At 57.4% G+C, this 12,573-nt stretch carries 13 protein-coding genes; 7 read left to right on the top strand and 6 right to left on the bottom strand.

The window, feature by feature from the left end; translation table 11 throughout:
* The first annotated feature begins 2 nt into the window (after window positions 1-2).
* Window positions 3-1,136 (top strand): aldo/keto reductase, encoded by a 1,134-nt coding sequence (locus tag LEP6406_RS0214190; protein ID WP_008317175.1) that lies wholly within the window; start codon window positions 3-5, stop codon window positions 1,134-1,136.
* Here LEP6406_RS0214190 and gyrB read toward each other — a convergent pair.
* Entirely contained in the window at window positions 1,133-3,073 is a 1,941-nt protein-coding gene (gyrB, locus tag LEP6406_RS0214185; RefSeq protein WP_008317183.1) for a DNA topoisomerase (ATP-hydrolyzing) subunit B, read from the bottom strand. The genes LEP6406_RS0214190 and gyrB overlap by 4 nt on opposite strands.
* Before the next feature lie 156 nt (window positions 3,074-3,229).
* Here gyrB and miaA point away from each other — a divergent pair, with 156 nt between their 5' ends.
* On the top strand, window positions 3,230-4,216 hold the full coding sequence (miaA, locus tag LEP6406_RS0214180; RefSeq protein ID WP_008317184.1) for a tRNA (adenosine(37)-N6)-dimethylallyltransferase MiaA: 987 nt from the start codon (window positions 3,230-3,232) through the stop codon (window positions 4,214-4,216).
* A 74-nt stretch (window positions 4,217-4,290) separates the two neighbouring features.
* Window positions 4,291-4,854, top strand: a complete 564-nt coding sequence (locus LEP6406_RS0214175; RefSeq protein WP_008317185.1) for a peroxiredoxin family protein — start codon at window positions 4,291-4,293, stop codon at window positions 4,852-4,854.
* A gap of 149 nt (window positions 4,855-5,003) precedes the next feature.
* Here the strand turns inward: LEP6406_RS0214175 and aroH are convergent, their stop codons facing one another.
* Both aroH and sppA read right to left on the bottom strand, forming a co-directional pair.
* Window positions 5,004-5,456, bottom strand: coding sequence for a chorismate mutase (gene aroH, locus LEP6406_RS0214170; protein ID WP_263971178.1), 453 nt, complete (start codon window positions 5,454-5,456; stop codon window positions 5,004-5,006).
* Window positions 5,457-5,488: 32 nt separating this feature from the next.
* A complete protein-coding gene (sppA, locus tag LEP6406_RS0214165; RefSeq protein WP_008317187.1) occupies window positions 5,489-6,340 on the bottom strand; it encodes a signal peptide peptidase SppA in 852 nt (283 codons plus the stop codon).
* Window positions 6,341-6,598: 258 nt separating this feature from the next.
* Between sppA and LEP6406_RS28145 the strand changes: the two genes are divergently transcribed.
* A complete protein-coding gene (locus tag LEP6406_RS28145; RefSeq protein ID WP_008317188.1) occupies window positions 6,599-7,627 on the top strand; it encodes a DMT family transporter in 1,029 nt (342 codons plus the stop codon).
* 178 nt (window positions 7,628-7,805) lie between these two features.
* Here LEP6406_RS28145 and grxD read toward each other — a convergent pair whose 3' ends face one another.
* Both grxD and LEP6406_RS0214150 read right to left on the bottom strand, forming a co-directional pair.
* The gene (gene grxD, locus LEP6406_RS0214155) at window positions 7,806-8,129 is read right to left on the bottom strand and encodes a Grx4 family monothiol glutaredoxin (RefSeq protein ID WP_008317189.1); all 324 of its coding nucleotides are present in this window, start codon (window positions 8,127-8,129) and stop codon (window positions 7,806-7,808) included.
* Between the two features lie 106 nt (window positions 8,130-8,235).
* Window positions 8,236-8,502: a BolA family protein gene (locus LEP6406_RS0214150; protein ID WP_008317191.1), complete on the bottom strand. Its 267-nt coding sequence runs from the start codon at window positions 8,500-8,502 to the stop codon at window positions 8,236-8,238.
* Window positions 8,503-8,854: 352 nt separating this feature from the next.
* Between LEP6406_RS0214150 and LEP6406_RS0214145 the strand changes: the two genes are divergently transcribed.
* Both LEP6406_RS0214145 and LEP6406_RS0214140 read left to right on the top strand, forming a co-directional pair.
* Complete coding sequence (locus LEP6406_RS0214145; RefSeq protein WP_008317198.1) at window positions 8,855-10,054, top strand: glycosyltransferase; 1,200 nt, start codon at window positions 8,855-8,857, stop codon at window positions 10,052-10,054.
* A 71-nt stretch (window positions 10,055-10,125) separates the two neighbouring features.
* The gene (locus tag LEP6406_RS0214140; RefSeq protein ID WP_008317200.1) at window positions 10,126-10,554 is read left to right on the top strand and encodes an NUDIX hydrolase; all 429 of its coding nucleotides are present in this window, start codon (window positions 10,126-10,128) and stop codon (window positions 10,552-10,554) included.
* A gap of 129 nt (window positions 10,555-10,683) precedes the next feature.
* Here the strand turns inward: LEP6406_RS0214140 and LEP6406_RS0214135 are convergent, their stop codons facing one another.
* Window positions 10,684-11,682, bottom strand: a complete 999-nt coding sequence (locus LEP6406_RS0214135) for a Gfo/Idh/MocA family protein (protein WP_008317203.1) — start codon at window positions 11,680-11,682, stop codon at window positions 10,684-10,686.
* A gap of 499 nt (window positions 11,683-12,181) precedes the next feature.
* On the opposite strand from LEP6406_RS0214135, the gene LEP6406_RS0214130 reads away from it, so the two are divergent.
* Window positions 12,182-12,481: a ferredoxin gene (locus tag LEP6406_RS0214130; protein ID WP_008317205.1), complete on the top strand. Its 300-nt coding sequence runs from the start codon at window positions 12,182-12,184 to the stop codon at window positions 12,479-12,481.
* Window positions 12,482-12,573 lie beyond the last annotated feature (92 nt).

Raw genomic sequence — 12,573 nt, 5'->3', positions numbered from 1 at the left:
GAATGCAGTACCGCCGTTTTGGCAAAACTGGGCTCCGCCTGTCGGTCTTTTCCCTGGGGACAATGCGATCGCTGGCCGCAGAGGATAGTTTTCGCGCCACGGTCCAGGCCGCGATTCACCAGGGCATCAACCATTTAGAAACGGCGCGGGGCTATGGCCAGAGTGAAGTACTCCTAGGGCGACTATTAACAAGCTTGGAGCCAGAGGCGCGATCGCGCCTCGTCATCACCACCAAGATTCCCCCCACGCCGGACGCCGCCACCATGGCCCACCACCTCGGGGAGTCCCTAGCCCGACTTCAGGTGGAGCGCATCGACTGTCTAGCCCTCCATGGCATCAATACCCCAGAACATCTAGCCTGGGTGCAGGATCCCCAGGGCTGTATGGCGGTGCTACGGGCAGCCCAGGACGCAGGACAGATCGGCCATCTGGGCTTCTCGACCCATGGTTCTCGGGAGCTGATTGCAGCGACCATCGCCACGGGACAGTTTGCCTTTGTCAATCTCCACTACTACTACTTCTTCCAGCGCCACGACCCGGTGGTGACCCTGGCCCAGGAGCGAGATATGGGGGTGTTTATCATCTCCCCAGGAGACAAGGGGGGTCAGCTCTACACCCCCCCCGAGACCCTGCGGCACCTGTGTCAGCCCTACGATCCCCTGATCTTGACCTACCGCTGGCTCCTCAGTGATCCCCGTGTCACCACCCTCAGCGTCGGTCCTGCCTGCCCCGAGGAGTTGCAGTGGCCCCTGAGCATTTGCGATCGCACCGATCCCCTGACGGAGCAGGAACAATCGGCGTTTACCCGCCTCACTGAGCACGCGCAGCAAACCCTAGGGACAGACCACTGCCACCAGTGCTACGCCTGCCTGCCCTGCCCTGAAGGCATCGCCATTCCCGAAATATTGCGACTGCGAAACCTAGCGGTGGCCTATGACATGACCCCCTTTGGCCAGTACCGCTACCGTATGTTGGAAAATGCAGGCCACTGGTTTCCTGGACGCCGGGGAGATCGCTGCACCGACTGCGGCGACTGCCTGCCCCGCTGCCCCATGGATCTCCCTATTCCCGACCTATTGCGGGAGGCCCATAATCGCCTGCAAGGCCCCCGCCGCCGCCGCCTTTGGGAAGATTAAATATCCAGATCCTCTAAATTGAGGCGGGGGCCGTATTTCTCGATGAACTCCCGGCGGGGGGCCACCCGATCGCCCATGAGTACCGTAAAGATGCGGTCGGCTTCGGCGGCGTCCTCAATTTCCACCTTTTTCAGGGTGCGGCTTTCTGGGTTCATGGTGGTTTCCCAGAGCTGGGTCGGCATCATTTCCCCCAGACCTTTGAACCGCTGGGTGGTGTAGTTGGCGTTGGCGGGGAACTCGTTTTGGATCAGTTGGTCCCGTTCGCGATCACTGTAGCAGTACCAATGGTTGCGTCCCCGCTCAATTTTGTAGAGGGGGGGGCAGGCGATGTAGACATAGCCCTGGTCGATCAGTGCCCGCTGGTAGCGGTAGAAAAACGTTAGGAGCAGGGTGCGAATGTGGGCTCCATCCACGTCGGCATCGGTCATGAGACAGATGCGGTGGTACCGGAGTTGGGACACATCAAACTCTTCTCCCTTGATCCCCAGCCCTAGGGCGGTGATTAGAGCCTGGACCTCAGTGTTTTTGTAGATCTTGGCGTCATCGGTTTTCTCGATGTTCAGGATCTTGCCCCGCAGCGGCAGGATGGCTTGGAATTTGCGATCGCGCCCCTGTTTGGCACTGCCGCCAGCGGAGTCCCCCTCTACGATGAAGATTTCCGACTCGCTGGGATCGCGGCTGCTACAGTCCGCCAGCTTTCCGGGCAGAGTCGAGGACTCTAGCACCGACTTGCGGCGCACCAGTTCCCGTGCCCGCCGTGCAGCTTCCGCCGCGTTAAAGGCTTGGATAGCCTTGTCCAGGATGGCATCCCCAATATTGGGATGGAAATCCAGATACTCCGTCAGGGTTTCCCCAATCACGGATTCCACAATGCCCCGAACTTCGGTATTTCCCAGCTTGGTCTTGGTCTGGCCCTCAAACTCGGGATCCGGCACCTTGACGGAAATTACCCCGGTTAGCCCTTCGCGGATGTTTTCTCCACTCAGGTTAGACTCCCCATCCTTGCGCTTGCTGCGCTTGCGGGCCAGGGTGTTGAGGGTGCGGGTCAGGACCGCCTTCAGGCCCTCTAAGTGGGTGCCACCGTCGATGGTGCGAATGTTGTTGGCAAAGCCCAGTAGGTTGTCGGAGTAGGCGTCTACACACCATTGCAGGGCGGCTTCTACTTGGACGCCATCCTTCTCACTTTGGACATGGATGATGTCTTCGTGGAGGGGCTGCTTGTCGTTGTTGATATAGGCCACATATTCCCGGATGCCCCCTTCGTAGTAGAAGCGAGAGACCAGGGGTTGGTCGCTTTTCAGGACATCCAGGCGGAGATCAGTAAAGGTGACATCCACCCCGGCATTCAGGTAGGCCAGTTCCCGCAGGCGATTGGAAATGGTGCCGTACTCAAATTCCGTGCCGGTGGTGAAGATAGTGGCGTCGGGGCTGAAGGAGACCAGGGTGCCCCGGCGACCGCTGTTGTCGGGAACGGACTGGAGGTCGCCCATGGACACCCCCCGCTCGAAGCGCTGGGTATGTTTTCTCTGCTCCCGCCAAACGGTGACCTCAACCCATTCCGACAGGGCATTAACTACGGAAATGCCGACGCCATGGAGCCCCCCGGAAACCTTGTAACCGCCACCGCCAAACTTGCCCCCAGCGTGGAGCACCGTCAGGACCGTTTCTAGGGCAGACTTGCCGGTTCGGGGGTGAATATCGGTGGGAATGCCGCGTCCGTCGTCGGATACGCTAACGGAGCCGTTGGCGTTGAGGGTGACCTCAATGTGGCTACAATAGCCTGCGAGGGCTTCGTCAACGGCGTTATCCACGACCTCGTACACCAAGTGGTGTAGACCCCGAGGTCCGGTGCTGCCGATGTACATCCCTGGTCTTTTACGAACGGGTTCCAGCCCTTCAAGAACCTGGATTTGATCAGCACCGTAATTGGTTGCCATAAAGTCTTTACTCCTGAGGCGGCTTAGACGCCAATGTAGCGTTTTTCCAGAAAAACGCCCTAAAATTCTAACACAAACCCTCCAGAGGGGATTATGGGGCTGAATCTGAAGAGATCTGGGATGGGGGTACAGCCTGCATGATATTCACGGGAAGCTATGGTGGCGGCATGCGATCGCGAATCGAGTTCTAATGCGAGTTCTAATGTACCTATTCTACTGGTCTGTGGGGGAGCCACCGCTACGGGTAAGACGGGCCTCTCTCTGGCGATTGCCCCGCGCCTATCTGCCCGCATCCTCAGTGCTGATTCGCGGCTGGTGTACCGGGAGATGGATATTGGCACCGCTAAACCTACCCCAGCGGAACGGGCACAGGTTCCCCACTATTTAATAGATATTTGCCCGCCTACGGTGACGCTGACGCTGGCGGAGTATCAGGCCCTCGCCCAGGGGCTGATCGCCCAGGCCCATGGTGGAGATCCTGAAAATTCCTGGGTGCCCTGGTTGGTGGGGGGGACAGGGCTCTATATCGATGCGGTGGTGCAGGGATTGAAAATTCCCCCGGTGGCTCCCCAGCCGCAACTGCGATCGCAACTCCAATCCTTGGGTCAGGCCCACTGCTATGAGTTGCTGGCACGGGTGGATGCGATCGCGACCCAGCGCATTCACCCCAATGATTCCATCCGCACCATCCGCGCCCTAGAGGTGGCCTATGTAACGGGCAAGCCCCTCTCGGTCCAGCAGGGCCAGCAGCCCCCGCCCTACCCCATCTTCTATTTCGGGTTGGATTGTGATGGCATGGCCCTAGAGCGGCGAATTGAGGCCCGTACTGCCACCCTATTTGACCAGGGGCTAGTGGCGGAGGTGGAAACCCTGGCTCAGCGCTATGGCCCCGACCTACCGCTGCTGCAAACCCTAGGCTATGGCGAGGTACTGGGTTATTTGGCGGGAGACTATTCTCTGGCGGCAGCGCGGGAACAGGTGGTGCTCCACACGCGCCAGTTTGCTAAGCGCCAACGCACCTGGTTCCGCAAGCGACCCATTCACTGGTTCGATGCGGAGGCCCCGGATCTCGTAGATCAGGTGTGGAATGCGATCGCAGATCGAACTAACCCGATACTGCCCCCTATACTGGGTACATCTTGAGCGCGATGGCCCCTTTAGGCCGGTCCCTGACCATTGCAGCGGCGAGTGCAATATTCTTTTTTCCCTAGCATGTCATGGAGCATTTGTTATTGCGCTTACCCTTGCCTTCCCTCCTGCTGAGTCCCCGGTTTTGGCAGAATTTTTGGCCTCTGCCAGCGACATCACGGTTAGCCCTCGGCGATCGCGCCCCTGATTTTTGTCTCACGGAGGTCGTCAAGCAGACCCCCCTGCGGTTGTCCCATTACTGGGGCGATCGGCCCGTCGTACTGGCCTTTACCCGCATCTTTACCGAGCGTCATTATTGCCCCATTTGCTTTCCCCACCTGTTGGCCCTACGGGATGCCTATAGCCTGATTCAGCAGGCAGGGGCGGAGCTGCTCCTGATTACCAGCACCGACTTGGCCCAAAGTCAGGATGTTGTCAAAGATCTGGGGCTGACGATGCCAGTACTCAGCGATGCCCAGTGCCAGGTCTTTCATCAGTATGGAACGGGGCAGGCTCTAGGGGCTCCTCTACCAGCCCAGTTTGTCCTAGACCGCTACGGACGAATCCGCTTTTGGCACCATTTTTCCTTCTGGGTGCCCAATGCTAACCCCACCCGGTTGCTTTATGCCCTCTCTACCTTGCCGCCTAGGTGATGAAGGGTGAAGGGTGAAGGGTGAAGTGCTGCTAAGGGGACGGGTTCCTAGTCACCAGCTTGGGAAGAGTAGAAAGATCTTGCTCAGGAACCCGTCCCCTGATCCCCACCAGCAAAGAGGCAGAACCCCCAAATTTACGCCGCAGTCTACTAAGGCTGGCAGTCCACTAGGGTAATGGGGGCACCCGCTAGGTCAGGCCGCAGCGATCGCGCTTCTCGCAGATACACATGGCATACGTCCCCGTGCAGGATCGGCAACTGAGCGTGGATCAGAAGGCGTACACAGCGGCTTAGGCTACCGGGCACATACATTTGCTGAACATCCAGCAGGGGGACTGCATCCCATCCTAGGCGGTGGCGGGCGGCGGCGGCAGGAAACAGGGCATCGAGGTCGCGGGTGACGGAAAAGGTGACGCTAATTAAATATTCAGGGCTGAGGCGGTTTTGGTGTTCAACCACGTCTAGGAGTTCATGAACGGCTTCCGAAATGGCGTCTGCGGTGTTGTCTGGAACAGTAATTGCCCCGCGAATTGCCTGAATGCGCCACTCCACACTGCCATCCTCCTGTCCAAAATATTCCCTCAATCGTAGCAGGCTGCCCAAATAGACCTCACCCCTGGTTGATCCAGCAGTCTCTAGGGGCGGTAGAGCCACAGAGGCAGACCACTGGTACTGAGTTCAAAGTCGATCCAGTCCGCAGCCGCCAGGAGTTTAGCCCCGGTGTGGGGCGCGATCGCAAGGGCCAAACTGCTGCCACTGCGCCCCGGCAAGAAGCGTTGCCAAGAGGGTTTACGGGCCTTGAGGGTATGGCATTCCGTCTTATCGGGGTCTAGGTCTGCCAGTTCTGCCGCCCAGCGACGGGCATCTTCCTCCGTACCCAGCCGATCCACCATCCCCAGTTCTAGAGCCTGCTCTCCGGTGAAAATGCGCCCATCGGCAAAACTCCGCACGGTTTCTTCCGGCAAGTTGCGCCCCTGGGCCACGGTTTTCACAAACTGGCCATAGCTGACATCAATCAACTGTTGCAGAATGTCCTTTTCTGGATCCGTCAACTCCCGGTCAAAGGCCAAAATATCTTTGTAGGGGCCAGATTTGATCACCTTGAAGGAGACACCGACTTTTTCTAAGAGGCGCTCCAGATTGTTCCCCCGCAGAATTACCCCGATGCTGCCGGTGATAGTGCCGGGATTGGCCACAATATGCTGCGCCCCCACCCCGATGTAGACCCCCCCCGAAGCGGAAATATTGCCAAAGCTAGCCACCACAGGAATCTTTTCCCGCACGCGCTGGAGGGCGGCGTAGATTTCCTGGGAGTCCCCCACGGTGCCCCCAGGGCTATCGATACGTAGGAGTAGGGCGGGGAATTTTTTCTCCTCGACCTCCTTGAGCGCCTCTAGGACTTGCTTGCGCATGGAGGCAGCAATTGCCCCTACAACTTCAATGCGGGCAATAGACTTGCGAAAGCGGGATTTAAACGGCCAAATCATAGGGGACGGCACAATCACAATAATGACGGGTTTGGGTCCAGCGGCAGGCAGGGATAGGAACGATTTTCCCCTCTACCACGGGCGTAAAGCCCATTGTAGTCTCCTTCTTCCAGCCCCCGACCTGAGCCCTCGACCTGAGCCCTCGACCTGAGCCCTCGACCTGAGCCCTCGAACAATGGCCCCCGAAGGGCGGCCTACCCAACTTGGCCAGGGAGGTTAACATTCCTTAAGATAAGGAACATTGTCCTCAGGTTTTCCATGGCCGTTTCGTTGCCCCAATTCCGACCGCTCCCATCGGCCCTGCTGTTAATTTCCCCCTTCTTTCTCTGGGGGACAGCGATGGTGGCTATGAAGGGAGTGATTCCCGATACGGAACCATTTTTTTTGGCGGGGATGCGTTTGTTGCCTGCCGGTGTGCTGGTGCTGCTGGCAGCGCGGGTGATGGGGCGATCGCAGCCCAAAACCTGGCAAGGCTGGGCCTGGATTAGCCTGTTTGCCCTGGTGGATGGGGCCTTATTTCAAGGGTTTCTCGCCCAGGGACTTGTGCGTACTGGGGCGGGCTTGGGGTCCGTGATGATCGATTCCCAACCCCTGGCGGTGGCTCTGATGGCCCGTTGGCTCTTTGCGGAGCAGGTGGGGCCAGTGGGCTGGCTGGGACTCGCCTTTGGCCTAGCGGGCATTAGTCTGTTGGGGCTCCCCGATGCCTGGATTTTGGGCCTTTTTCAGGGGCAGTTGGTGTGGCAGGATCTGCCTGCCGATGCCCTGTCTCTGGTGCGCCTACTCTTTAACCAGGGGGAATGGTTAATGCTGTTGGCGGCCCTGTCAATGGCGGTGGGGACGGTCCTCATTCCCTATGTGGCCCGCCATGTGGACCCGGTGGTGGCGACGGGATGGCACATGATCTTGGGCGGGGTACCCCTGTTTGTCCTCTCGGCTTGCTATGAAACCACGCCTTGGGCAGGCATTCACCTATCGGGATGGGGTGCGATCGCATATTCCACAATCCTAGGTAGCGCCGTGGCCTATGGCGTGTTTTTCTACCTAGCGGCCCAGGGCAATCTCACCAGCCTCAGTGCCCTCACCTTTTTGACCCCAGTATTTGCCCTGCTGTTTGGCAGTTTGTTTTTGTCGGAAAGCCTGAGCCCCCTGCAATGGTTGGGGGTCAGCCTTACCCTGGTGAGCATTTACCTGATCAACCAACGGGCAGCGCTAGTTGATTTCCTCAAGCGCCGTTGGCGATCGCTATTTCCCCCTAGTCTAGAGTCCGAGGGCGATGGTTCGGCATGATTCGGGTAGGAGCAGAGACGTCTTTGAGGGGTCAAGGACGGTTGCTTGACCCTGCTGCTCCGAGGTTTCATTCCCCCAACCCCCCTTTTTCTACGCCGAAGGCGCATAGGGGGGCAGCCCCATCCAGAACTGGGGTAGCCCCCTTGAAAAGGGGGCGGCGATAGCGGGGGATTCGCCACTAGGAAGCGAGGGCGACCTCGACCTTCTCCTGAAGTTCGCCCTTCTGGTACAGCTCGATCAGAATGTCAGAGCCCCCCAGAAACTCGCCACTCACGTAGACCTGGGGAATCGTGGGCCAGTTGGAATATTCCTTGATGCCTTGGCGGATCTCAGGATCGCTCAGCACATCAAAGGTTTCAAAGGGAACCCCCAGTACATTGAGGATTTGCACCACATTATTGGAAAAGCCGCACTGGGGCATAAGCTTGTTGCCCTTCATAAACACCACAATCTTGTGGGCATTAATCAGGGTTTCGATCCGGTCTTTGACCTCTGGAGTCATGGCTTTAACACTGGGTAGGGGTGGTTAGAATTGGGTCCTAAAAACGTGGCTAATCGCCGCCGCCTCAGGATTTTCCTCGATCGAGGATGAACTGGGTAGCTAAGGATTAGGCATTTGCCGTTGCTCCCGTCGCCGCCCAGGTTTGGGGGGTGTAGGTCTTGAGGGCAAGGGCATGGATGGCCTCAGAAGACATGGCCTCTTGGACGGCCCGGTACACCATTTGATGTTGCTGCACTAGGCTGCGCCCTTCAAAATCCGCTGAGATTACCGTGACCTCAAAGTGATCGCCGCCGCCGGTGAGGTCATTCACGTGAACCTGGGCCTCCGACAAGCCGTTTTGGATCATGCTAACAACCTGCTCTGAACTGACCATACTGCCTTCCTATGCCTGCAAATCTTAACTGCAAATCCGAACTCAGTTCGAGTTTAGCGAAAAAGCGGAACCCGCTTAGGAGTAGAGAGCCAATAACGTGGGATAGCCGTCCTGGCTGTCTACCCAAAAATTTACCGTTATGCTCACCAAACAGTCGCGAGCCAATAACGTGGGATAGCCGTTCCGGCTGTCTACGGTCAGGCAAGATGCCTGACCCACAAGAGTTTCACATTAAAGGATCCGGATCCCTTAGAGCGTTCCAGCTAAACCCGGAGAGCCCTGATCCAGCTTGACCTGTATTTACAGGTAGGATGTCCATACTCCTTTGTGTGGTCTATTACAATTTTCTAGCGTGCTGATTGAATCTCCCACTGGTTCTCTGCGGATCCCTCCGCCGTCGGCCTTAGCTCCAGCGTCGGTCCTGTTTTCCTTGGTACTTCCGACCTACAACGAGTCTCGGAATGTGGCGGCGATCGTGGCCCAGATTAGCCAACTTCTGGACCAGCAAATTCCGGACCAGTACGAGCTGCTGCTGGTGGATGATGACAGCCCGGATTACACCTGGAAAGTGGCGCTGGAGTTGTCCGCGGCCTATCCGGCCCTGCGGGTGATCCGTCGCGTAGACGAGCGGGGTCTGTCTTCGGCGGTGGTGCGGGGGTGGCAGGCGGCGCGGGGAGAAATTTTGGGGGTGATTGATGCGGATTTGCAGCATCCCCCAGAGATGGTGCTGAAGCTATTGCACGCCGTGGAGACGGGGGCTGATTTGGCGGTGGCTAGTCGCCATGTGGCTGGGGGCGGCGTCAGTGAATGGAGCTTTACCCGGCGATTTCTGTCTCGGGGAGCCCAGACCTTAGGGTTGGCGATTTTGCCCCGTGTGGTGGGGCGAGTGTCGGATCCGATGAGTGGATATTTTTTGGTGCGGCGAAGTGCGATCGCAGATGTCACCCTATACCCCAAGGGCTACAAGATCCTGCTGGAGGTGATTGGCCGGGGCCAAGTGGGGGAGATTGCCGAGGTGGGCTATGTCTTCCAAGAGCGGGTGGCGGGGGAAAGCAAGGTCACTTGGCGGCAGTATGTGGACTATCTGCACCATCTGTTGCGACTGCGATCGCGGGGACGCATCGCCCAGTTTCGGGCTAAATTCCCGGTGGATCGCTTTCTGCGCTTTGGCGTGGTGGGGTTCAGCGGTCTGTTTGTGGACTATACGGTCTTCTTTTTGTTGTTCGGTCAAGCGGGTTTGGGGCTGACTACCAGCAACATCCTGTCGGCGGAAACCGCCATTATCAATAACTTCATCTGGAATGACGCCTGGACCTTTGCTGACTTTGCCCAGCAGCAGTTGGGCTGGGCTGCTCGCTTCAAGCGCTTTCTCAAGTTCAACCTAGTGTGCTTGGCGGGGTTGGTCCTGAATACCCTCTTGGTGAACCTATTTTTCAATGTTTTTGGGATCAACGCCTATCTGGCCAAGTTCTTGGCGATCGTTATCGTTACCTTTTGGAACTTTTGGATTAATCTCAAGTTGAGCTGGCGGGTCACCCAGCCCCCGAAATAACGGCTTGGTAGTGCTGATTATCGTCTGATATTGTCAGAGCCGTCTACGTTAGAACGTTCCACTGAGGATCTATGGGCAAGAAGCGACGGATTCGACCCATCGCGATTTGTGTGTTTCGCCACCGCGATCGCATTCTGGTGTACGAGGGATGTGACCCAACGACGGGGATGCGGTTTTGTCGGCCCTTGGGGGGCGGCATTGAACTAGGGGAACACAGCCGGGAAGCAGTGGCGCGGGAGATCCAGGAGGAACTGGGAGCAACGGTGACGGATCTAGAGCCTCTGGGGATTGTGGAATCCATCTTTATGTACCAAGGAGAGCAACGACACGAGATTGTGTTTGCCTACAACGGTCGCTTTGTGGATGGGTCTCTCTATGACCAAGAGACCCTGGCGGTTGTGGAGGGAAACCTGACATTTGAAGCCCGATGGCGATCTCTGGACGACCTGCGCCGGGGTGATCTCCACCTCGTTCCCCCCGGACTCTGGGACTACTTGTAATCCCCCCAAAGCTGATACCGTTGGCGAAATCTATAGCGGTTCCCGAATGTATGAGGCGTACCTCAACTTAAGGACACTTCGGTGAACAAGGGGCTTCAGCCCCTTGCCTGGACTTAACCCGCAAATCTCTTATGTAAGGACATTAACGCCGACGGGTTCCCCAGTCCGCACTGATTCCTGGGCCGCCGCCGCCACCCGCAGGGCATAGAGACTATCCTCTGGGGAGACGTAGAGGGGCTTACCCTCTACTAGGGCATCCAGCACCGCCGCCGTATCCTTGGCAAACAAACCGCGCCGTCCCGCCACCTCGATCGGACGAGACTCTCCCTCCAAAAGCAGTTCACCGCGATCACCTGTAAACACCATCGCGCCCTGACTGCCCTCGATCACCATATCTCGGGATGCAACCCAGGTTTGCTCCCCCTTGGCATAGAGCAACTCCGCCACCATGCCCTGCTGAAACTGGAGTTGGGCAACGCAGCGGCAGGTGGTGAAATAGTTTGCCGGTGGTCCCGAGCGACCATAATCGTATTGCAGGCGGCAGAAGACCGTCTCCACGGGGCCAAAGAGGTTTGTAAACCGATGCACCCGCGATACTGCCCCCATCAAGGGAAAGCCAAACAGGGCCGGGGCGTAGGTCCATTTTTGAGGCGCGGGGGTCTGGGGCATGACGGTGCTGTAGCGCCCATAGAGGGGGGTGCCAATGGCAGATAAATGGGTCTGCATGGCCTGGTGGAGGCCCCCCAGCAGTTCGATATGCTCCACATGGAGAAACTGGCCGGAGGTCTGGGCTAGGGCAATCAGCTCTGCCGCCTCGGTCACCGACAGGGCCAGGGGATATTCCACCACCACCGCCTTTTGGGCTTGGAGCGCAGCTCGCACCACGGCGGCATGGTCACGATTAACATGGCACACCACAATCAAGTCAATGTCGGGGGCGGCGACCATTTCGCGCCAGTCGCTCCAGGGCGTTGCACCATAGGTCTGGGCAAAGGTGGCGGTAGACTCGGGGCGGTGACCCGCGATCGCAACCAACTGCGATCGCGCCTCCGCCTGGAGCGCCTCTGCCCGTAGGCGAGCGGCATAGCCTGTGCCCACAATGGCGGTGCGAATAGGTAACTGAACCAAAGCAAGCCCTCCCTAGTGAAAATCTATGATCTGAAAATCTGTGATCAATTAAACATCTGTTTTTCATACCTGATCCTGTCTTTCCGGCTTCCCCAGCCGCAGCCCTGAAACCGCATTAACCCGGTGGCTGACCATGAAAAACATTGCTCGAAATAGGGGTATAAGTCAAAATTATCAAAGGAATAATTATTGATAACAATATTCGCCAAATAAATCGCCTTAGGTCCGGCCCTAGCCGTAGATACGAGTTGTGAACCCCTTGATTTTCAAGAAAAAGCTTTCTCCATCCCCTCCTATCCATAAGGCTAGAAGTGGGTAAATTGAGAATTCGATTATGAATCCCTTTGCCCCAAGTAGGGATCTCCCCCCCTGCTAGATTAGGTTTTCCCGTAGTATCAGGAAGGAGTTAACCCACAGCCCCGATCCTTCAGCGAATAGCGTGATAGGGTGTTTGTGGATTTTGAAGACCATTGTTTTCATTTGCTGAGAGGATTGCAGCATGGCAAGTTATAAAGTCACTCTGAAAAACGACGCCGAAGGTCTCAACAGCACGATTGAAGTAGCTGATGATGAGTACATCTTAGACGCGGCAGAAGAGCAGGGCATTGACCTGCCCTACTCCTGTCGGGCTGGAGCTTGTTCCACCTGTGCAGGCAAATTGGTGTCTGGCACCGTGGATCAGTCTGACCAGTCCTTCCTGGACGATGATCAGATCGAGCAGGGCTTCGTGCTGACCTGTGTGGCTTACCCCACCTCCGACTGCACCATCGAGACCCACAAAGAGGAAGACCTGTACTAGGTCTAGCCCGCTTCCGCTGTAGACGCCCAAGGCGCTGAAGCCATCGACCGATGCCTATCGGTAACGGCTAAGCAGCAGGATAATCAACTAAA

This window comes from Leptolyngbya sp. PCC 6406 (assembly GCF_000332095.2).
In the GTDB taxonomy this organism is placed as follows: domain Bacteria; phylum Cyanobacteriota; class Cyanobacteriia; order Phormidesmidales; family Phormidesmidaceae; genus PCC-6406.
Note: the sequence above shows the minus strand (reverse complement) of the source record. Positions and strands in the feature narration are given on the sequence as shown.